7 protein-coding genes are annotated in these 22,901 nt (G+C 76.1%); all 7 read left to right on the top strand.

Translation table 11 applies throughout. From position 1 onward, the window contains the following. Positions 1 to 18 precede the first annotated feature (18 nt). The 7 genes from ACWGJO_RS04360 (at position 19) to ACWGJO_RS04330 (ending at position 22,895) form a co-directional block, all read left to right on the top strand. Entirely contained in the window at positions 19 to 4,470 is a 4,452-nt protein-coding gene (locus ACWGJO_RS04360) for an amino acid adenylation domain-containing protein (RefSeq protein WP_452182077.1), read from the top strand. A gap of 9 nt (positions 4,471 to 4,479) precedes the next feature. Further along, a complete protein-coding gene (locus tag ACWGJO_RS04355; RefSeq protein WP_452182076.1) occupies positions 4,480 to 6,234 on the top strand; it encodes a non-ribosomal peptide synthetase in 1,755 nt (584 codons plus the stop codon). Continuing rightward, complete coding sequence (locus ACWGJO_RS04350) at positions 6,231 to 7,010, top strand: thioesterase II family protein (RefSeq protein ID WP_452182075.1); 780 nt, start codon at positions 6,231 to 6,233, stop codon at positions 7,008 to 7,010. The genes ACWGJO_RS04355 and ACWGJO_RS04350 overlap by 4 nt, the downstream gene beginning before the upstream one ends. Next, the gene (locus ACWGJO_RS04345; RefSeq protein ID WP_452182074.1) at positions 7,010 to 8,194 is read left to right on the top strand and encodes a cytochrome P450; all 1,185 of its coding nucleotides are present in this window, start codon (positions 7,010 to 7,012) and stop codon (positions 8,192 to 8,194) included. Before ACWGJO_RS04350 ends, ACWGJO_RS04345 begins: the two co-directional genes overlap by 1 nt. A 110-nt stretch (positions 8,195 to 8,304) precedes the next feature. After that, the gene (locus tag ACWGJO_RS04340) at positions 8,305 to 8,517 is read left to right on the top strand and encodes an MbtH family protein (RefSeq protein WP_189922088.1); all 213 of its coding nucleotides are present in this window, start codon (positions 8,305 to 8,307) and stop codon (positions 8,515 to 8,517) included. An 8-nt stretch (positions 8,518 to 8,525) separates the two neighbouring features. Then, entirely contained in the window at positions 8,526 to 9,521 is a 996-nt protein-coding gene (locus ACWGJO_RS04335) for a TauD/TfdA family dioxygenase (protein ID WP_452182073.1), read from the top strand. A 66-nt stretch (positions 9,522 to 9,587) separates the two neighbouring features. Next, positions 9,588 to 22,895 (top strand): amino acid adenylation domain-containing protein, encoded by a 13,308-nt coding sequence (locus ACWGJO_RS04330; RefSeq protein WP_452182072.1) that lies wholly within the window; start codon positions 9,588 to 9,590, stop codon positions 22,893 to 22,895. The last annotated feature ends 6 nt before the right edge of the window (positions 22,896 to 22,901 follow it).

Here is a 22,901-nt window from a genome sequence, read left to right as displayed (position 1 = left end):
CACGAAGGGAACGAGGCCGTGAGCCCGTCCGACCGCCCGGCGCGCACCGCGCCCGTCTCGGGGCTGCAGCGCGGCCTCTGGTTCCTCGACCGCCTCGACCCGCGGGCCGTCACCTACTGCACCCCCTGGACCCTCGACGTCACCGGCCCGCTCGACCTCGCCCTGCTCCAGCGCGCGCTGGACGCCGTCACGGCCCGGCACGAGACGCTGCGCACCACCTTCGCGCTGCACCCCGACGGCCCCCGCCAGCAGGTGCACCACCGTCTCGCCGTGCCGCTCGCGGTGACCGACCTGCGCCCGCTGGGCGGCCCCGGGCAGGAGGAGCGCCTGGAGGACCTGCTCGCCGCCCGCTGCGCCGAGCCCTTCGACCTGGCCGCCGGCCCGCTGCTGCGTGCCGAGGCCTTCCGGCTCGCCGACGAGCGCACCACGGTGCTGTTCACCGTCCACCACATCGTCTGGGACGGCTGGTCCGCCGAGATCTTCGAGCGCGAGCTCGCCGAGCTGTACGGCGCGGCGGTGCGGGGCGGGCAGGCCCGGCTGCCGGAGCTGACCGTGCAGTACGCCGACTGCGCCGAGGAGGAGCTCGGCGCCTCCTACGAGGAGCACCTGACCTACTGGAAGCAGCAGTTGGACGGCGCCCCCGCCCTGCTGGAGCTGCCCACCGACCGGCCCCGGCCCGCCGAGCGCGGAGCGGCCGGCCGGACCGAGGAGTTCGGCCTCGCCCCCGGGACGGCGGCGCGGGTCCGCGCGCTGGCCGAGGCGGAGGGCGTCACCCCGTTCACCGTCCAGCTGGCCGCCTTCGCCCTGCTGCTGAACCGCTGGACCGGCGCCGACGACCTGGTGGTCGGCACTCCCGTCACCACCCGGGACCGCCCCGAACTGGAGCACCTGCTCGGCTACTTCGTGAACCTGCTGCCGCTGCGCCTGCGGCTCGCGCCGGCGCTGGGCTTCCGGGACCTGCTGGAGCACGTCCAGGACGTCGCCTTCGAGGCGTACGGCTACCTCGACCTGCCCTTCGACCAGATCGTCGACCGGCTCGGCGCCGCCCGCAGCGCCCAGCACCCGCCGCTGGTCCAGGTGGTGTTCGGCGCCCACGGCGAGGACCGCAGCCCGCTGGCGCTCGGCCCGGCGGCCACTGCCCGCAGCCGGGTGCGCTCCAACGGCACCAGCAAGTTCGACCTCACCTGGTCCGTGTTCGACGGCGGGGACGCCGGGGGCGAGCTGCGCGGCGAGGCCGAGTACCGCAGCGAGCTGTTCGACCCGCAGACCGTCCGCCGGCTGGCCGCCGAGTACGACGACCTGCTCACCGCGGCCCTGGACGACCCCGACGCCACCGTGCTGCGGCTGACCACCCGCCCCGTGGACGCGGGCGCGGCCACCGACACCCCCGGCCACTGCCTGCACCACCTGTTCGAGCGGGCCGCCGACGCCCACCCCGACCGGCCCGCCGTCAGCGACCCCGACCGCACCCTGAGCTACGCCGAACTGGACCGCCGGGCCAACCGCCTCGCGCACGCCCTGCGCGCCCGCGGCGCCGGCCCCGGCGACCGGATCGGCATGCTGCTGGAGCGCACCGCCGACGTCCTGGTCACTGTCCTCGGTGTGCTCAAGACCGGCGCCGCCTACGTGCCCGTCGACCTGGCCGCCCCCGCCGACCGGGCCGCCCTGGTCTTCGGCGACACCGGCGTCGCCCTGATCGTCACCGACCGCCCGGACCTGGTGCCCGACGGCCCGTGGCAGGCCTACGACCTGAGCGCCGAGGCAGCCGACCTGGCCGCCCGGCCGGACACCCGCCCGCCGGCCGCCGGCCGCCCCGGCGACGTCGCCTACGTCATCTTCACCTCCGGCTCCACCGGCCGCCCCAAGGGCGTCGCCGTCGCCCACGAGCACGTCAGCCGGCTGATGGCGGACGGCGAGCGGCACTTCGGCTTCGGCCCGCGGGAGACCTGGACGCTCTTCCACAGCTACGCCTTCGACTGGACGGTCTGGGAGATGTGGGGCGCCCTGCTGCACGGCGCCCGCCTGGTCGTCGTCCCGTACGTGACCAGCCGCTCGCCCGAGGAGTTCGCCCAGCTGCTGGAGGAGGAGGGCGTCACCCGCCTCTGCCTCACCCCCTCGGCGCTGCGCCAGCTGGAGCCGGTGCTGCGCCGCAGCCCGCGCGCCCTGCCCGCGCTGAAGTGGATCATGCTCGGCGGGGAGGCGCTGGACCCGGCCGTCGTCCAGCGCTGGTTCGAACTCGACCCGCCGCCCCCGGCCCGGCTCTGCAACCTGTACGGCATCACCGAGACCACCGTCCACGTCACCACCCACGACCTGGCCGGCAGCGCGGGCTTCGAACGCAGCCTGATCGGCACGCCCATGCCGCACCTGAGCGCCCAGGTCCTCGACGACTGGCTGCGACCGGTGCCGCCCGGCGCGGCCGGCGAGCTGTACATCGGCGGCGGCAGCCTCGCCCACGGCTACTGGGGCCGCCCCGGCCTCACCGCCGGGCGCTTCGTCGCCGACCCGTACGGCCCGCCCGGGGCCCGGCTCTACCGCACCGGCGACGTCGCCCGGCGGCTGCCCGACGGCGGACTGGAGTACATCGGGCGCGCCGACTTCCAGGTCAAGCTGCGCGGCTTCCGGATCGAGCTCGGCGAGATCGAGAACGCGCTCGCCGCCCACCCGGACGTCGACGCCTGCGTCGTCACCGTGCACGAGGACCGCCTCGCCGCGTACGTCACCGGACACGAGCCCGCCGACGTCCGCGCCTTCCTCGGCCGCTCGCTGCCCCCGTACATGGTCCCGGCGACCTTCACCGTGCTGGAGTCGCTGCCGCTCACCGTCAACGGCAAGGTGGACCGCGCCGCCCTGCCCGCCCCCGGGCAGCGCAGCGCCGCCGCCGCGGGCCGCCACGTCGAGCCGCGCACCCCGGAGGAGGAGGCCTTCGCCGCCGTCTGGACGGAGGTCCTCGGGGTGGACGGCATCGGCGTCCACGACGACTTCTTCCACCTCGGCGGCGACTCCATCCGGGCCGTCCAGCTGGCCGGCGCGCTGCACGAGCGCGGCTGGGGGCTGAGCCTGCGCGACGTCTTCAACGCCCCCACCGTCGCCGCCCTGCTGCCGCTGGCGAAGCCCGTCACCGAGGACCCGGACGCCCACGAGCCGTTCGCCCTGATCACCCCGGAGGACCGCGCCGACCTGCCGCCCGGCGTCGTCGACGCCTACCCGATGGTGTCCATGCAGCTCTCCATGGTCTTCCACATGGAGATCGCCGGCGGCACCGACAGCTACCACAACGTCAACTCCTACCGGATCTCCGGCGACCTCGACGAACAGGCCTTCCGCCGCTCCGTGGCCGAGGCCCTGGACCGCCACGCCGTGCTGCGCACCGGCCTGGACCTGTCCGGCTACGGCGAACCGCTGCAGCTCGTCCACGGCCGGCTGCCCGCCCCCGTCGAGTTCGCCGACCTGCGCGGCGCGGCCGAAGCGGACCAGGACACCGCGATCCGCGAGGTGTTCGACACCCACCGGTGGACGCCCTTCGACCTCACCGCCCCGCCGCTGTTCCGGATCACCGTGCAGCGCCTGGCCGAGGACGCCTTCCAGCTCACCGTCTCCGAGCACCACGCGATCCTCGACGGCTGGAGCTTCACCTCGCTGCTCACCGAGATCCTGGAGCGCCACGGCGCCCTCGCCGCCGATCCGCTCGGCGCGCCCACCCCGCCGCCGCGCACCGCCTTCCGCGACTTCGTGGCCGTCGAACGGCAGGCCGCCGGGGACGAGCGCTCGCTCGGCTACTGGCGCGAGCGGCTGTCCGGCGTCAGCGGCCAGCTGTTCCCCGGCAGCGAGTCCGTGCACGAGGCGCCGCGCACCGTCGAACAGGTGCTGCCCGAGGCGCCCGACCAGCTGCGGACCGTCGCCGACGCGCTCGGCGTGCCGGTCAAGTCGGTCGCGCTCGCCGCCCACCTGCACGCCCTCGCCGCCGTCACCGGGAAACCGCGCGTCACCACCGGCCTGGCCGTCAACGGCCGGCTGGAACGCCTCGGCGGCACCGAGGTGTACGGGCTGTTCCTCAACACCGTCCCGCTGAGCTGCGAGCCCACCGGCGACCTGCTCGCCCTGGTCCGCGAGGTCCACCGGGAGGAGCTGGACATGATGCCGCACCGCCGGGTCCCCTTCGCCCGGCTCGCCCGGCTGATGACCGACACCGCGCTGGACAGCCAGTTCGGCTACCTGCGCTTCCACGCCCTCGGCCGGCTCAGCTCGGCCCGCATCGTGGACGGCCGGATCGGCACCGAGCCGACCCTGCGCCACGAACCCAACAGCTTCGCCTTCGGCGCCTCGGTGATCCAGGACCCGGTCACCCAGCGGGTGCTGCTCGCGGTGGACCACCAGCGCTCGCTGGTGACCGACAGCACCGCCGAGCAGTTCATCGACACCTACGCCACCGCCCTGCACACCATGGCCGCCGCCGCCCGAGACCTCTGAGGACCCGTCATGACCGATCTGCTGGACCGCCTGCGCGCCACCGTCGCCGCCCACCCCGAGCGCACCGCCGTGCTGGCCGGCGCCGACCGCCTGGACTTCGCCGAACTCGACCGCCGCACCGCCGCCCTGGCCCGCGCCCTGCGCGCCCTCGGCGTCGGCCGCGGCGACCGGGTCGGCGTCCACCTCGGCCGCACCGCCGACCTGCCGGTCGCCCTGCTCGCCGTCTGGCGGGCCGGCGCCGCCTACGTCCCGCTCGACCCGGCCTACCCCGCCGAGCGGCTCGCCTTCATGGCCACCGACGCCGGGCTCGCCGCCCTGATCAGCGCCGGCGGCCTCCCGGCCGCCGAGGGCGTGCCGGTGCTGCGCCCGGACGCCGCCGCCGACGGGCCCGACCTGCCGGCCGGGGCGCACCCGCTCGACCCGGCCTACGTCATCCACACCTCCGGCTCCACCGGCCGCCCCAAGGGCGTCGAGGTGCCGCGCGGCGCCGTCGCCGCCCTGGTCGAGGCCCTGGAGGCCACCGGCGCCTACCGCGCCGAGCCCGGCGTGGTCGGCTGGAACGCCAGCGTCTCCTTCGACGCCTCCGTCCAGCAGTGGGCCCGGATCTGCCGCGGCGACACCGTCCTGGTCATCGGCGAGGAGCACCGCGCCGACCCGGCCCGGGTCGCCGCCCTGCTGGCCGAGCACGCCGTCACCGACCTCGACCTGACCCCCTCGCACTGGGAGCTGCTGCGCGAGCCGCTCGCCGGCGCCCGGGTGCCGCGGCTGTTCATGGGCGGCGAGCCCGTCCCCGAGCGCACCTGGCGGGAGCTGGCCGACGGCGGCATCGACGCGCTCAACCTGTACGGGCCCACCGAGTGCACCGTCGACGCCGTCACCGCGCCGATCAGCGGCCCCGGGCCGCACCTGGGCGAACCGCTGCCCGGGGTGCGCCTGCACCTGCTGGACGAGAAGCTCGCCGCCGTCCCCGACGGCGTCGCCGGCGAGCTGTACCTGGCCGGGCCCGGACTCGCCCACGGCTACGTCGGCCGGCCCGCACTGACCGCCGAGCGCTTCGTCGCCGACCCGTCCGGCGGGCCGGGAGCCCGGATGTACCGCACCGGCGACCAGGCCCGGCGCGGCGAGGGCGGCCGGCTGGAGTACGTCGGCCGGGTGGACCGCCAGGTCAAGCTGCGCGGCTACCGGATCGAGCTCGGCGAGGTCGAGCACGCCCTGGCCCGGCTGACGGGCGTCCAGGCCGCCGCCGTCACCGTCCACGAACCCGCCCCCGGCGACCGGCGCCTGGCCGGCTACGTCACCGGCGCCGTCACCGCCGCCGAGCTGACCGAGCGGCTGCGGGCCACCGTGCCCGCCCACCTGGTGCCCTCGGTGATCACCGTGCTGGACGCCCTGCCGCTCACCCCCAACGGCAAGGTCGACCTGGCGGCGCTGCCCGTCCCCGCCGCCCCCGCCGCCCCCGCGCAGGAGGCGGCGGCAGGCACCGGCGGACTGGCGGAGCAGGTCGCCGAGGTCTGGAGCACCGTGCTCGGCGTCACCGGCGTCCGGCCCACCGACGACTTCTTCTCGCTCGGCGGCCACTCGATCGCCGCGCTGCGGGTCGTCCACCTGCTGCGCCGCCGGCTCGGCATCGAACTCCAGCTGCGCCACCTGCTCGACTCCGCCGACCTGGCCGCCTTCACCGCCACCGTCGGGCAGGCCGCCGCGGCCGGCACCGCCGCCCCCCGGCCCGCCCTGACCGCCCGCGCCCGGGCGGCCGGCGCATGACCACCGCGCTGCGGGTGCGGCCCCGCGTCGAGGGGGACTGGCTGTTCGTCCCCGCGCCCCAACCCCACCGCCCCTACCGGCTGTTCTGCTTCCCGCACGCCGGGGGCGACGCCACCGCCTACACCCCGCTCGCCCGCGCCCTCGCCCCGGCCGCCGAGGTCTGGGCGCTGCGCCCGCCGGCCCGCGGCGGCCGGCTCGGCCACCCGATGCCTGCGAGCTTCGACCTGCTGGTCGACGCCGTCCTGGAGGCCCTCACCCCGCACCTGACCGGCCGGTTCGGCTTCTACGGGCAGAGTTTCGGCGCCCTGCTCGGCTACGAGGTCGCCCGGGCGCTGCCCGCCGAGCGGCGCCCCGAGCTGGTCGTCGCCGCCGCCGCCTCGCCGCCCGCCGCCTGGGCCGGGGCGGACCGCCCCCGGTACAGCGCCGACGAACTGCTGCGGCTGGCCGGGATGGGCGAACTCGTCGAGGGCGACGCCGACCTGAAGGAGAACGCGCTGCGCGGCATCCGCACCGACCTGGCCGTGATCGACACCTACCGGCCCCGGCCCCACCCGCCGATCGGCTCCGCCCTGCACACCGTCGTCGGCGTCGAGGACCCCCTCCTCGCCGTGGGCGGCCTCGAAGGCTGGGCCGCCCACACCCGCGGCGGCTCCGGCCACCACGTCGTCCCCGGCGGCCACCTGCTCGCCACCGTCGACGGGCCCGGCCCGTTCGACCTGCTCTCCTCCCTCATCGCGCGGCCCGGCGCCGCCCACCAGTCCACGACGGAGCACTGATGCCAACCACCACCGCGGTCGACCTCACCGATCCCGACCTGTGGGCCCGCCCCGACACCCCCGCGCTGGTCGCGGAGCTGCGCCGGGAGTCCGCCGTCCACCGCACCGACACCGTCGACGACGGGCAGGTCTGGTCGGTGCTCTCCTACCGGCACTCCGCCGAGGTGCTGCGCAACGCCGCCCTCTACAGCTCCGAACAGGGCTCGCTGCTCGGCGCCGGCGAGGGCAACGTCCCGGTCGGCTCCGGCCGGATGATGGCCCTCACCGACCCGCCCCGGCACCGCGAACTGCGCGCCCCCGCCAACCCGTTCTTCGCCCCCGGCCCGGTGCGCGGCGCCGCCCGCGGCATCACCGACCTCGCCGCCTCGATCGTCGAGAAGGCCGTCGAACTGGGCGAGGTCGACCTCGTCGACGCCGTCTCCGCCCTCCCGCTGTCCGTCATGTGCGACCTCCTGGACGTCCCCGAGCAGGACCGCGAGATGGTCGAACGGGTCTGCGACGTCGCGTTCCTCGGCAACACCCCCGAGGAACGCCGGGCCGGCCACCAGCAGCTCATCCCGTACCTGCTGCACCAGGTGATGCTGCGCCGGACGAACCCGAAGGACGACCTGATCAGCAAGATGGCGACCTACCGGGTCGGCGGCAAGCTGCTGCCGGTCGAGGACGTCGTGCTCAACCTGGACAACATCGTGGTCGGCGGCGTCCAGACGGTCCGTCACACCGCCGCCATGGGCCTGCACACCCTCACCCGGAACCCGGAACTGTGGCGGAAGCTGCAGCGCGGCGAGGTCGGCATGGACTCGGCCCTGGACGAACTCCTGCGCTGGACCTCGGTCGGGCTGCACACCCTGCGCACCGCGAGCCGGGACACCGAACTCGACGGCCACACCATCCGGCGCGGCGACCGGGTCGCCGTCTGGGTGTGGTCCGCCAACCGGGACCCGGAGGCCTTCGACCGGCCCGAGGAGATCCTGCTCGACCGCAGCCCCAACAAGCACCTCGCCCTCGGCCTCGGCGCCCACTACTGCATCGGCGCACCGCTGGCCAAGGCCGAACTCGGCGCCCTGTTCACGGCGATGCTGGAACGCGTCGCCGCCATCGAGCCGACCGGCCCGGTCACCCACAACCGCTCGATCATCAACTTCGGCCTGGACCGCTTCCCGGTCCGCCTCCTCCCGCGCTGACCGTCCGACGGCGGCAGCCACCCGCACCGAACTGCCGCGTACCTGCCTCGCCTCCTGCCGTTGCGGGCCCCGGGCCGCCCGTACCTTCGAATCAACCCAAGGAGGACACCATGAGCAACCCGTTCGAGGACGACAACGCCGGCTACCTGGTCCTGGCCAACGACGAGAACCAGCACTCCCTCTGGCCGGTCTGGATCGACGTGCCCGCCGGCTGGACCACCGTCCACGGCGAGGACACCCGCCAGGGCTGCCTCGACTACATCGAGGCCAACTGGACCGACATCAGGCCCGCCAGCCTGGTCGCCTCCCTCGCCCACCAGTGAGCGCCGCCATGCCGACCTGGGAACTGAACCCCGGCCGCCCGGCCCTCGCCCACGCCCCGCGCACCGCCGACCTCGGCGAGGCCTGCGACTGGCTGCGGGAGAACGAGACCGAGCTCACCGACGCCCTGCACCGCCACGGCACGATCTTCCTGCGCGGCCTGCCGGTCGCGAGCACCGAGGACGTCGCGGCCGTGCGCGACGTGCTCATCCCCGAGCGCACCCCCTACCGCGAGAAGGCCACCCCGCGCAGCGACTACGGCAACGGGGTCTTCTCCTCGACCGACCTGCCGCCGGCCCAGGCGATCCGGATGCACAACGAGAACAGCTACACCCTCACGTTCCCCGGCCGGCTGCTCTTCGCCTGCCTGATCGCCCCCGAGGAGGGCGGGGCCACCCCGACCGCCGACTGCCGCAAGGTGCTCGACCACCTGCCGGCACACCTGGTCGAGCGGGGACGGACCTCCGGCTGGACGCTCACCCGCGCCTACTCGGACTACGTCTCCCTCGGCTGGCGCACCGCCTTCGCCACCGAGGACCCCGCCGAGGTCGAGGCCTACTGCCGGGAGAACGGCATCACCTGCGAGTGGCGCCCGGACGGCAACCTGCGCACCAGCCAGCTGCGCCCCGCCACCATCCACCACCCGCGCACGGGTGAGGAGGTCTGGTTCAACCACCTCGCGTTCTGGAACGAGTGGTCGCTCGACCCGGACATCCACGAGGCGATGACCGAGGAGTTCGGCCCGGACGGCCTGCCGTTCAACACCGGATTCGGTGACGCCGAACCGCTCGGAAGCGCCGACGTCGGCGCCCTCAACGAGGCGTACCACGCCGCGACCGTTCGCGAGCGGTGGCAGGTCGGCGACGTGATGCTGGTCGACAACGTGCTCTGCGCACACGGCCGGGACCCGTACCGCGGCGACCGCAGGATCGCCGTCTCGATGGGACAGCCGGTCGACGTCCTGGACTGCCGGCCCAGCGTCCGCCCGGACCTGGCCGCCGTCTGACCGCCGATCGACCGTCCCCATCCCGAACACCCCGTGCCGTGCCGTGACGTGAGTAGAGGAAGCACCGTGATCCCGGTTTCGTACGCCCAACAGCGTCTCTGGCTGATCGACCAGATCGAGGGGCCGACCGCGCTGTACAACCTGCCGTTCGCCCTGCGCCTGCGCGGCGAGCTCGACACCGCCGCGCTGCGCGCCGCGACGGCGGACGTGGTCGCCCGGCACGAGGCCCTCCGCACGGTGTTCCCGGTGGTCGGGGGAGTCCCGGTGCAGCGGATCCTGCCCGCCGAGGAGGCGCTGCCGCGCTTCCTGGTGCTGGACCGCGCGCCGGCCGACTACCCCGCCCACCGGGACGCGGCCGCCGCCGAGACCTTCGACCTGAGCCGCGAACTGCCCATCCGGGTCACGGTGTTCACCCTCTCCCCGACCGAGCACGTGCTGCTCGTCGTGCTCCACCACATCGCCGGCGACGGCTGGTCGCTCGGCCCCCTGCTGCGCGACCTCGCCGAGGCCTACCGGGCCCGCCTCGCCGGCGACGCCCCGTCGTGGGAGCCGCTGCCGATCCAGTACGCCGACTACGCGCTCTGGCAGCGCGACCTGCTCGGCGACGAGCACGACCCCGAAAGCCTGCTCGCCCGTCAACTCGACTACTGGCGCACCGCGTTGGCGGGCCTGCCGGAGGAACTGGAGCTGCCGACCGACCGACCCCGACCGCCCGCCCCCACCGGCGCCGCCGACTCCGTCGACCTCGCCTGGGACGCCGGCCTGCACACCGCCCTGCTCACCCTCGCCCGCACCCACCGCACCACCCTGTTCACCGTCCTCCAGGCCGGCCTGGCCGCCCTGTTCACCCGGCTCGGCGCCGGCACCGACATCCCGCTCGGCACCGGCGTCGCCGGGCGCGCCGACGACGCCCTGGACGACCTGGTCGGCTTCTTCGTCAACTCCCTGGTGCTGAGGGCCGACACGTCCGGCGACCCGAGCTTCGCCGAGCTGCTCGGCCGGGTCCGGGAGGCCCAGCTCGACGCCTTCGCCCACCAGGACCTCCCCTTCGAGCGCCTCGTCGAGGAGCTCAACCCGCCCCGCGCGCTCGGCCGCCACCCGCTGTTCCAGACCCTGCTGGTGCTGCAGAACCACGGGCAGGACGCCGCACCCGACCTGCCCGGGCTGGAGAGCGCACCGGAACCGATCGGCCTGCGCGTCGCCAAGTTCGACCTCAACATCGGCATCGCCGAACAGCACGGCCCGGACGGCGCCCCCGCCGGGCTCACCGGCTCGATCGAGTACGCCGCCGACCTCTACGACCGCGCCACCGTCACCGCCCTCGCCGACCGGCTCGGCCGCCTGCTGGCCGGCGCCGCCGCCGACCCGCGGGCGCCCATCGCCACCCTGGACGTGCTCGCCCCCGAGGAGCGCACCCGCGTCCTCGTCGAGTGGAACGCCACCGACGCCCCCCGGTGGAGCGGCACCCTCGTCGAGTCCTTCGAGCGCCGGGCCGACCGCACCCCGCACGCCACCGCCCTCGTCCACGACGGCGGCAGCCTGACCTACGCCGAACTCGACACCCGCGCCAACCGCCTCGCCCACCACCTCACCGCCCTCGGCGTCGGCCCCGAGACCCCCGTCGCGATGCTGATGGAGCGCTCCGCCGACGTCGTCGTCGCCACCCTGGCCGTCCTCAAGGCCGGCGGCTGCTACGTCCCCATGCACCCCGGCCTGCCGCCCGAGCGGATGACCGGCGTGCTCGCCGACACCGGCGCCCCCGTGCTGCTCACCGACCGCGCCGACCCGGGCTTCCCGCACGGCGCCGCCGTGGTCCGCCCCGGCGACGAGGCCGGCGCCCCGGCCCACCGCCCCGGCGTGCCCGTCCACCCGGACCAGCTCGCCTACGCGATGTACACCTCCGGCTCCACCGGCCGCCCCAAGGGCGTCGCCGTGCGCCACCGCGACGTGCTCGACCTCGCCGCCGACCGGCGCTGGCAGGACGGCCGCCACCAGCGCGTCCTGCTGCACTCCCCGCACGCCTTCGACGCCGCCACCTACGAGATCTGGACGCCGCTGCTGGCCGGCAACACCGTCGTGGTCGCCCCGCCCGGCGCCCTCGACGCCACCGCCCTGCACGCCGTCACCACCCGCCACGACGTCACCGCCGTCTTCCTCACCAAGGCCCTGTTCGACCTCGTCGCCGAGCAGGCCCCGGAAACCTTCGCCGCCCTGCGCGTCGTCTGCACCGGCGGCGAGGCCGCCTCCGGGGTGCTGCTGCGCCGGGTCCTGGAGGCCTGCCCCGAGCTTCTGCTCGCCCACGTCTACGGCCCCACCGAGACCACCACCTTCGCCACCCACCACCCGCTCGCCCCCGCCGACCTCGACGGCCCCCGGGTGCCGATCGGCGGCCCGCTCGACAACATGCGCAGCTACGTCCTCGACGCCCGGCTGCGCCCCGTCCCGCCCGGCGTCCCCGGCGAGCTGTACCTCGCCGGCGCCGGCCTGGCCCGCGGCTACCTGGGCCGTCCCGGCCTGACCGCCGAACGCTTCGTCGCCTGCCCGTACGCGCCCGGCGAGAGGATGTACCGCACCGGGGACCTCGTGCGGCTGCGCGCCGACGGCGCCGTGGAGTTCCTCGGCCGGATCGACGGGCAGGTCAAACTGCGCGGCTTCCGGATCGAACTCGGCGAGATCGAGGCGGCGCTGTCCCGCCACCCCGCCGTCCGCCAGGTCATCGTGATCGCCCGCGAGGACCGCCCGGGCGACACCCGGCTGGTCGCCTACTGCACCGCCGAGGCCTCGCTCACCCCGGCCGAGCTGCGCGCCTTCGCCGGCACCGCGCTGCCCGGCTACATGGTCCCCGCCGTGGTCGTCCTGCTGGACGCGCTGCCGCTCAACGCCAACGGCAAGGTCGACCGCCGCGCCCTGCCCGCCCCCGACCTCGCCGCCGACGACACCGGGCGCGCCCCGCGCGACGAGCGCGAACGGGTGCTCTGCGAGCTGTACGGCGAACTCCTCGGCATCGACGACATCACCATCGACGACGACTTCTTCGCCCTCGGCGGCCACTCCCTGCTCGCCACCCGCCTGGTCGGCCGGGCCCGCACCGAGCTCGGCGTCGAACTCGCCATCGGCGACCTCTTCCAGGCCCCGACCGTCGCCGGGCTCGCCGACCGGCTCGCCGACCGCGCGACCGGCACCCCCGCCCCGGCCCGCCCGGCGCTGCGGCCCGCCGCCCGGCCCGAGCGGGTGCCGCTCTCCTTCGCCCAGCGCCGGCTCTGGTTCCTGGCCCGGGCCGACGGCCCCTCGGCCACCTACAACGTCACCCTCGCCCTGCGGCTGCGCGGCCCGCTCGACCCCGCCGCCCTGGAGGCCGCCCTCGGCGACGTCGTGCACCGGCACGAGGCCCTGCGCACCGTCTTCGGCGAGCACGACGGCACCCCGTACCAGCACGTCCTCGACGCCCCCACGACCGGCCTGCTCACCGTCACCGACCGCCCGAGCGACGAACTCGCCGGCCACACCTTCGACCTCGCCACCGACCTCCCGGTCCACGCCTACCTGCGGCCCGAGGGGGCCGAGGAGCACGTGCTGGTCCTGGTCGTCCACCACATCGCCGGGGACGGCGCCTCGCTGGGCCCGCTCTACCGCGACCTCACCGACGCCTACCGGGCCCGCCTCGCCGGCGACGCCCCGCCGTGGGAGCCGCTGCCCGTCCAGTACGCCGACTACGCGCTCTGGCAGCACGAACTGCTCGGCGACGAGGACGACCCCGAGAGCCCGCTCTCCCGCCAGCTCGCCCACTGGCGCGAGGCGCTGGCCGGCGCGCCCGAGGAACTCCCGCTGCCGCTGAACCGCCCCCGCCCGCCGGTCGCCACCCACCGCGGCGCGGTCGTCCCGCTGGAGTTCGACGCCGACCTGCACGCCCGGCTCACCGCGCTCGCCGCCGAGCACGGCGTGACCCTCTTCATGGTCCTGCGGGCCGCGTACGCCACCCTGCTGCACCGCTTCGGCGCGGGCACCGACCTGCCCATCGGCACCCCGCTGGCCGGCCGCCTCGACGAGGCCGTGCAGGAGCTGGTCGGCTTCTTCGCCAACACCCTGGTGCTGCGCACCGACCTGTCCGGCCGCCCGAGCTTCGCCGAGCTGCTGGCGAGGGTCCGGGAGAGCGACCTGGCCGCCCACGCCCACCAGGACGTGCCCTTCGAGCGCCTGGTGGAGGAGCTGAACCCGACCCGCTCGACCGCCTGCCACCCGCTGTTCCAGGTGATGCTGGCCTTCGCGGGCGCCGCCGAGGACGGCCCGGACCTGCCCGGCGTGACGGTGACGGAGGAGCCGGTCGACTTCGGGACGGCCACCTTCGACCTCACCCTGCGCCTGGTCGAGCGGCAGGGCGCCGAGGGCGCCGCCGGGCTGGCCGGCGTCCTGGAGTACGCCACCGACCTGTTCGACCGCGCGAGCGCCGAACAGCTGGCCGCCGCCCTGGAGTCGATCCTCCGCCAGGTCGCCGCCGACCCCCGGCGGTCCGTCGCCGAGCTGGACGTCCTGCCCGCCGGGCGGCGGGCCGCGGAGGCGGGCGACCACACCCCGCTGCCCGCGACGGTGCCCCTGGTGCCGGCCGTCTTCGAGGCGCGGGCCGCGGCCACGCCGGACGCGGTGGCCCTGGTCTGCGGCGAGCTCTCGCTGACCTTCGCCGAGCTGAACGCCCGCGCCAACCGGCTCGCCCACGCGCTGATCGCCCGGGGCATCGGCCCCGAGCGCGTGGTGGCGTTGGCGCTGCCGCGCTCGCCCGAGACGGTGGTGGCCGTCCTCGCGGTGCTCAAGGCCGGCGGCGCCCACCTGCCGCTGGACGCCGAGTACCCGGCCGAGCGGACGGCGCACATGCTGGCCGAGGCCCGCCCGGCGCTGGTGCTCACCGACGACCGCTGGCCGCTGCCCGAGGTGCTCGACGGGCACCCCTTGCTCGACCTCGCCGCGCAGCCGGCCGGCCCGCAGACCGACCCGGCGCCGCGGGCCGGTGCGGCGGACGCCGCCTACGTCATCTTCACCTCCGGCTCCACCGGCCGCCCCAAGGGCGTCGTGGTGCCGCACGGCGCCATCGCCGCGCTGCTGGCCGCCCACCGCGCGGGCGTGATGGCCGGGGTCGCCCGGCAGCGCGTCGCGCTCACCGCCTCGCTCTGCTTCGACGCCTCCTGGGACGGCCTGCTGTGGCTGGTCGCCGGCCACGAGCTGCACCTGATCGGCGGCGACGTGCGGCGCGACGCCCGGGCGCTGGTCCGCCACACGCGCGAGCAGGGCATCGGCGTCCTGGAGGTGACGCCCTCCTACGCCGAGCAGCTGATCGAGGAGGGCCTGCTGGAGGAGCCCGCGCCGGCCCTGGTGCTGCTCGGCGGCGAGGCCGTCGGGCAGGCGCTCTGGACGCGGCTGCGCGAGGCCCCGGGCACCGCCGCCCACAACCTCTACGGTCCGACCGAGTGCACCGTCGACGCCCTGACCCACCCGCTGGAGGCCACCGGGCGGCCCGTCCTCGGACGCACCGTCGCCGGTACCCGCTGCCACGTCCTCGACGAGTACCTCAACCCCGTCCCGGTGGGGGTGCCGGGGGAGCTGTACCTCGCGGGCGCCGGCCTGGCCCGCGGCTACCTGGCGCGGCCGGGCCTGACGGCGGAGCGCTTCGTCGCCTGCCCGTTCGAGCCGGGCGCGCGCATGTACCGCACCGGGGACCTGGTGCGCCGCACCCGCGACGGGGAGCTGGAGTACCTCGGCCGCACCGACCACCAGGTGAAGATCCGCGGCTTCCGGATCGAACCCGGCGAGATCGAGCGCGCCCTGACCGCCCACCCGCGGGTGCTCCAGGCCGCCGTCCTGCCCGACGGGGACGGGCTGCGCCTGGTCGCGTACGTGGTCGCCGACGGCCCGCTCGACCCGGCCGAGCTGCGTGCCACCGCCGCCCGGACGCTGCCCGGCTACATGCTGCCGGCCGCGATCGTGCCGCTGGACGCGCTGCCGCTGAACGCCAACGGCAAGCTGGACCGGTCCGCCCTCCCGGCACCGGACTTCGGGGCGCTGTCGGCCGGCCGGGCGGCGCGCACCCCGCAGGAGGAGATCCTCTGCGGGCTGTTCGCGGAGGTGCTCGGCCTGGAGGGCGTCGGCATCGACGACGACTTCTTCGACCTGGGCGGGCACTCGCTGCTGGCCACCAGGCTGCTCAGCCGGGTGCGGGCGGCGCTGGGTGCCGAGTTGGGGATCCGGGACGTCTTCGAGGCGCCGAGCGTGGCCGGGCTGGCCGCCCGCCTGGGCGCCGGCTCCGAGCGGGTGGCGCTCGGTACGGGCCGTGAGCGCCCCGACCGCGTCCCGCTGTCCTTCGCCCAGCAGCGCCTGTGGCTGATCGACCGGATGGAAGGCCCCAGCGCCCTCTACAACGCGCCGCTGGCGCTGCGCCTGACGGGGGAGCTGGACGCCGCCGCGCTGGAGCTCGCCCTCGGCGACGTGGTCGCCCGGCACGAGAGCCTGCGCACCCTGATCGAGGAGTTCGACGGCACCCCCTACCAGCGCGTCCTTCCGGCCGGGGAGGCCGAGGTCCCGCTCGACACCCGGGACTGCCCCGCCGACGAGGTGGCCGCCACGGTGGCCGGGCTCTGCCGCCACGCCTTCGACCTGCGCACCGAACTCCCCGTCCGCGCCGCCCTGCTGCGGGTCTCGGCCGAGGAGCACGTGCTGGTCCTGGCGCTGCACCACATCGCCAGCGACGGCTGGTCCCTCGGCCCGCTGGTCCGCGACCTCACCGGCGCCTACGCGGCCCGCGCCGAGGGCACCGCCCCCGGCCGGGCGCCGCTGCCCGTCCAGTACGCCGACTACGCGCTCTGGCAGCGCGAACTGCTCGGCGAGGAGAGCGACCCGGAGAGCCTGGCGGCCCGCCAGCTCGCCCACTGGCGCGAGACCCTGGCGGACCTCCCGGACGAGGCGACGCTGCCGCTGGACCGCCCGCGCCCGCCCGTCGCCTCCCACCGCGGTGACCGGGTGGCGCTCGCCCTGGACGCCGAGTGCCACCGCGAACTGGTCGCCCTCTCCCGGGCCCACCGGGTCACTCTGTTCATGACCGTGCAGGCGGCCCTCGCCGCGCTGCTCACCCGCCTCGGCGCGGGCACCGACGTCCCGATCGGCTCGGTGGTGGCCGGGCGCTCCGACGAGGCGCTGGACGAGCTGGTCGGCTTCTTCGTCAACACCCTGGTGCTGCGCACCGACACGTCCGGGAACCCGAGCTTCGCCGAACTGCTCGGCCGCGCCCGGGAGACCGCCCTCGGCGCCTACGCCCACCAGGACGTGCCCTTCGAGCGCCTGGTGGAGGAGCTCAGGCCGGCCCGCTCGCTGGCCCGTCACCCGCTGTTCCAGATCATGCTGGTGCTCCAGAGCAACGAGCGGGCCGAGCCGGCCACGGCGGGCCTGCGCGTCGAGCCGCTCGCGGCGGGCAACGGCTCCGCCAAGTTCGACCTCAGCCTGATCGCCGAGGAGTCCTTCGGCCCCGACGGCGAGCCCGCCGGGATCGACTGCGCCCTCGACTACGCCACCGACCTCTTCGACCGGGAGACCGTCGAGGCCGTCGCCGTGCGCCTCGCGCGGCTGCTGGCGGCGGTGGCCGCCCGGCCCGAGCTGCCGATCGGCCGCATCGAGCTGCTGTCGGCCGAGGAGCGCGCCGCGCTCCCGACCGCCGGCGCCGCCCTGCCGGCCGAACTCCCGCTGCTGCCCGCCGCCTTCGCGGCCCAGGCCGCCCGCACCCCGGAGGCCGTCGCACTGGTCTGCGGCGAGGTCCGGCTGACCTTCGCCGAACTGGACACCCGGGCCGAGCGGCTCGCCCACCGCCTGCGGGCCGCGGGCGCCGGGCGGGAGTCGGTGGTCGCCCTCGCCCTGCCGCGCTCGGCGGAGACGGTGGTCGCCATGCTCGCCGTGCACAAGGCAGGCGGCGCCTACCTGCCGCTGGACGCCGAGTACCCGGCCGAGCGCACCGCCCACATGCTCGCCGACGCCCGCCCGGCGCTCGTCCTCACCGACGACCGCTGGCCGCTGCCCGAGGTGCTGGCCGGCCTGCCCGTCCTGGACGTCGCCCCGCCGTCCGACGTCGCCCCGCCGTCGGAGGACGCCGAGGCCGGCGCGTCCGACCCGGGGTGGTGCGCCCTCGACCCGGGCGACGCCGCCTACGTCATCTACACCTCCGGCTCCACCGGCCGCCCCAAGGGCGTCGTGGTGCCGCACGGCGCCGTCGCCGCCCTGCTCGCCGCCCACCGCGCCGCCCTGATCCGGGGCACCGAGGCGGCCCACGGCCGGCAGCGGATCGCGCTCACCGCCTCGCTCTGCTTCGACGCCTCCCTGGAGCCCCTGCTCTGGATGTTCGCCGGGCACGAGCTGCACCTGATCGGCGACGAGCTGCGCCGCGACCCGGCCGCGCTGGTCCGCCACACGGCCGCCGCCGGGATCGACGCCCTGCACCTCACCCCGTCCTACACCGAGCAGCTGATCGAGGAGGGGCTGCTGGACGCACCCGCGCCGCGCCTCCTGCTGCTCGGCGGCGAGGCCGTCGGCCAGGCGCTGTGGCAGCGGCTGCGGGAGCACCCCGACACCGCCGGCCACAACTTCTACGGTCCGACCGAGGCCACCGTCTACGCGCTGACCCAGCCGTTCGACGCGGCGCGGCGCCCCGGTCTCGGCGGCCCCGTCGCCGGGGTGCGGGCGTACCTCCTGGACGAGTACCTCAACCCCGTCCCGGCGGGTGTGCCGGGGGAGCTGTACCTGGCCGGCGCCGGCCTGGCCCGCGGCTACCTGGCGCGGCCGGGCCTGACCGCGGAGCGGTTCGTCGCCTGCCCCTTCCAGCCGGGCACGCGCATGTACCGCACCGGGGACCTGGCCCGCCGCACCCGCGACGGCGGCGTCGAGTACCTGGGCCGCACCGACCACCAGGTGAAGATCCGCGGCTTCCGGATCGAACCCGGCGAGATCGAGCAGGTGCTGGCCCGCCACCCCGCCGTCCGCCAGGCCGTGGTCACCGTCCGGGAGAGCGACAGTGGCGACCGCCGCCTGGTCGGCTACTGCACGGTGGACCGGGAGGCGCCCGAACTCGCCGCCGAGCTGCGGCGGTTCGCCGCCGAGTCGCTGCCCGGCTACATGGTGCCGGCCGCCGTCGTCCTGCTCGACACCCTGCCCCTGACCGGCAGCGGCAAGGTGGACCACCGGGCGCTGCCCGCGCCGGACTTCGGTGCGCTGTCGGCCGGACGGGCGGCGCGCACCCCGCAGGAGGAGATCCTGTGCGGGCTGTTCGCGGAGGTGCTCGGCCTGGAGGGCGTCGGCATCGACGACGACTTCTTCGACCTGGGCGGGCACTCGCTGCTGGCCACCAGGCTGCTCAGCCGGGTCCGGGCGGCGCTGGGCGCGGAGTTGGGGATCCGGGACGTCTTCGAGGCACCGACGGTGGAGGGGCTGGCCGCCCGCCTGGGCACCGGCTCGCGGCGACCGGCGCTGAGCGCGGCGGGCGAACGCCCGGAGCGGGTGCCGCTGTCCTACGCCCAGCAGCGCCTGTGGCTGATCGACCGGATGGAAGGCCCCAGCGCCCTCTACAACCTGCCGCTCGTCCTGCGCGTGGCGGGGGAGCTGGACGCCGCCGCGCTGGAGCTCGCCCTCGGCGACGTGGTCGCCCGGCACGAGAGCCTGCGCACCCTGATCGAGGAGTTCGACGGCACCCCCTACCAGCGGATCCTGCCCGCCGGGCAGGCCCGCGTCCGGGTCGAGCTGCTGCCGCCCGGCACCGAGCCGGCGAGCTGCACGGCCCGCCCCTTCGACCTGGCCGCCGACCTGCCCGTCCGCGCCCACGTCATCCCGGCCGGGCCCGGGGAGCACCTGCTCGCCCTCGTCCTGCACCACATCGCCGGGGACGGCTGGTCGATGGGCCCGCTGCTGCGCGACCTCGCCACGGCCTACGCGGCCCGCACCGGCGGCGCGGCACCGCAGTGGGCGCCACTGCCCGTCCAGTACGCCGACTACGCGCTCTGGCAGCGCGAGCTGCTCGGCGAGGACGGCGACCCGGAGAGCCTGCTCGCCCGCCAACTCGCCCACTGGCGCGAGGCACTGGCCGGCCTGCCCGAGGAGCTGTCACTGCCCGTCGACCGGCCGCGCCGTGCGGCCGCCTCGCACCGCGGCGAGCGGGTCGTCGTCCCGTACGGTTCGGAACTCCACCGCGCTCTCGGCGAGTTGTCGCGCCGGCACCGGGTGACGATGTTCATGACCGTGCAGGCGGCCCTCGCCGCGCTGCTCACCCGCCTCGGCGCGGGCACCGACGTCCCGATCGGCTCGGTGGTGGCCGGGCGCGGCGACGAGGCGCTGGACGAGCTGGTCGGCTTCTTCGTCAACACCCTGGTACTGCGCACCGACACGTCCGGCGACCCCGACTTCACCGAACTGCTGGCCCGCGTCCGGGAGACCCAACTCGACGCCCACGCCCACCAGGACGTGCCCTTCGAACGCCTGGTGGAGGAGCTGAACCCGGCCCGCTCGCTGGCCCGCCACCCGCTCTTCCAGGTGATGCTGCTGCTGGAGGGCCGGGGCGACTCGGCGCCGCTCGCCGCGGCCGGCCTGGACGCCTCGGCGGTGTCCTCCACCGGGACGGTCGCCAAGTTCGACCTGAGCGTGGGCCTCGGCGAGTCCTTCGACGCGGACGGCGCGCCCGCCGGCCTGGAGTGCGCGATCGACTTCGCCACCGACCTCTTCGACCGGGAGACGGTCGAGGCGATCGCCGTGCGCCTCGGCCGGCTGCTGGCGGCGGTGGCCGCCCGGCCCGAGCTGCCGATCGGCCGGATCGAGCTGCTGTCGGCCGAGGAGCGCGCCGCGCTCCCGACCGCCGGCGCCGCCCTGCCGGCCGAACTCCCGCTGGTCCCGGCCGCCTTCGCGGCCCAGGCCGCCCGCACCCCGGAGGCCGTCGCGCTGGTCTGCGGCGAGGTCCGGCTGACCTTCGCCGAACTGAACGCCCGCGCCAACCGGCTCGCCCACCACCTGATCGGGCGGGGCATCGGCCCCGAGTCCGTGGTCGCCCTCGCCCTGCCGCGCTCGGCCGGGAGCGTGATCGCGACGCTGGCCGTACTCAAGGCCGGCGCGGCCTACCTGCCGCTGGACGCCGACCACCCGGCCGACCGCACCGCCCGCACCCTCGCCGACGCGGCCCCCGCCCTCGTCCTCACCGACGACGGCTGGCCCCGGCCCGAGGCGCTGGCCGGCACCCCCGTGCTGGCCCTCGCCGAGGCCACCGGGCCGGACACCGACCCGGCCCCGCGCGCCTCGGCCGGCCACGCCGCCTACCTGATCTACACCTCCGGCTCCACCGGCCGCCCCAAGGGCGTCGTCGTCCAGCACGGCAGCCTCGCCGCCCTGCTGGCCGTCCACCGGGCCGGGCCGATCGCCGCCGCCGAGGCCGCGCACGGCCGACTGCGGGTCGCGCTCACCGCCTCGCTCTGCTTCGACGGGTCGCTGGAGAGCCTGCTCTGGATGTTCGCCGGGCACGAACTGCACCTGATCGGCGACGAGCTGCGCCGCGACCCGGCCGCGCTGGTGCGGTACGTGCGCGCGGCGGGCATCGGCGCCATGGACGTCACCCCGTCCTACGCCGAGCAGCTCCTCGCCGAGGGCCTGCTGGAGGGCGCCGCCCCGGCCGTCCTGGTGCTGGGCGGCGAGGCCGTCGGCCAGCAGCTCTGGACGAGCCTGAGCGCGGCGCCGGGCACCACCGCCTACAACCTGTACGGCCCGACCGAGGCCACCGTCTACGCCCTCGGCCGGCCGCTCGGCGGGGCGGAGCGCCCCGGTCTCGGCGGCCCGGTCGCCGGGGTGCGGGCGTACCTCCTGGACGAGTACCTCAACCCCGTCCCGCCGGGCGTGCCCGGGGAGCTGTACCTGGCCGGCCCGGGCCTGGCCCGCGGCTACCTGGGCCGCCCCGGCCTGACGGCGGAACGCTTCGTCGCCGACCCGTTCGCGGCCGGGGCGAGGATGTACCGCACCGGGGACCTGGCCCGCCGCACCCGTGACGGGGAGCTGGAGTACCTCGGCCGCACCGACCACCAGGTGAAGATCCGCGGCTTCCGGATCGAACTCGGCGAGATCGAACACGTGCTGACGCTCCACCCGCGGGTCGGCGCCGCCGCCGTGCTGCCCGCCGCGGACGGGCTGCGCCTGGTCGCCTACGTGGTGGCCGACGGCCCGCTCGACCCCGCCGAACTGCGCGCCTTCGCCGCCGGCCACCTGCCCGGCTACATGCTGCCCGCCGCCGTCGTCCCGCTGGCCGCGCTGCCGCTCACCGGCAGCGGCAAGCTCGACCGGACGGCGCTGCCCGCACCGGACTTCGGGCAGCTCGCCGGCGGCCGCGCCGCCCGGACGCCGCAGGAGTCGATCCTGTGCGGGCTGTTCGCGGAGGCGCTCGGCCTGGAAACCGTCGGCATCGACGACGACTTCTTCGACCTCGGCGGCCACTCCCTGCTCGCCATGAAGCTGCTCGCCAAGGTCCGCGGCGCCCTCGGCACGGACCCCGGCATGCGGGCGCTGTTCGAGACACCCACCGTGGCCGGGCTCGCCCGACGGCTCGACCACGGCCCGGCGGCCGACGCACTGGACGTCCTGCTGCCGCTGCGCACCGGCGGCGACCGGCCCCCGCTGTTCTGCGTCCACCCGGCGGCCGGCATCAGCTGGGTCTACTCCGGGCTGCTGCGCCACCTCGGCCCCGAGCAGCCGGTGTACGGCCTCCAGGCCCGGGGCCTGCGCGGCGACGCACCGGCGAGCGTCGCCGAGATCGCCGAGGACTACGTGCGGCAGATCCGCGCGGTGCGGCCCGACGGCCCGTACCACCTGCTGGGCTGGTCCTTCGGCGCGGTGGTCGCGCAGGAGATGGCCGTGCGGCTGCGGGCCGAGGACGCCGAGGTCGGCCTGCTGGCCCTGCTCGACGGCGCCCCGGCGGTCCGCACCGCCGACGCCCCGCCCGTCGAAACCGCCGACACCCTCGCGGAGTTGCTGCACTCGCTCGGCCACGACCCGGCGGACGGCCGGGGCCTCGCCGATCTGCGGGCGGTGCTCGGGGAGGCCGTGGCCGTGCTGCCGGAGGTCTTCGACCGGCACCGCAAGCTGATGGCCGAGCACGTGCCGGCCCACTACCGGGGGGACGCCGTCTTCTTCGGGGCGACCACCGGCAAGCCCGCCGACTGGCCGTACGAGCAGAGCTGGCGGCCGTACCTGGACGGCCGGATCGAGAGCCACCGCCTGGCCTGCGCCCACGGCGAGCTGACCCGGCCGCAACCCCTCGCACGGATCGCCGCCGTGCTGACCGAGAAGCTGCACACCGAGAAGCCGCACACCCAGAAGCCGGGAGCGTGACCCGCG

The organism is Kitasatospora sp. NPDC054795 (assembly GCF_053611565.1).
This window is presented reverse-complemented; position numbering and strand designations above follow the sequence as displayed.

Excerpts from the sequence above, each read along its gene's own strand:
- ACWGJO_RS04340 (WP_189922088.1), top strand. The coding sequence starts at position 8,305 with ATGAGCAACCCGTTCGAGGACGACAACGCCGGCTACCTGGTCCTGGCC.
- ACWGJO_RS04335 (WP_452182073.1), top strand. The coding sequence starts at position 8,526 with ATGCCGACCTGGGAACTGAACCCCGGCCGCCCGGCCCTCGCCCACGCC.
- ACWGJO_RS04355 (WP_452182076.1), top strand. The coding sequence starts at position 4,480 with ATGACCGATCTGCTGGACCGCCTGCGCGCCACCGTCGCCGCCCACCCC.
- ACWGJO_RS04350 (WP_452182075.1), top strand. The coding sequence starts at position 6,231 with ATGACCACCGCGCTGCGGGTGCGGCCCCGCGTCGAGGGGGACTGGCTG.
- ACWGJO_RS04345 (WP_452182074.1), top strand. The coding sequence starts at position 7,010 with ATGCCAACCACCACCGCGGTCGACCTCACCGATCCCGACCTGTGGGCC.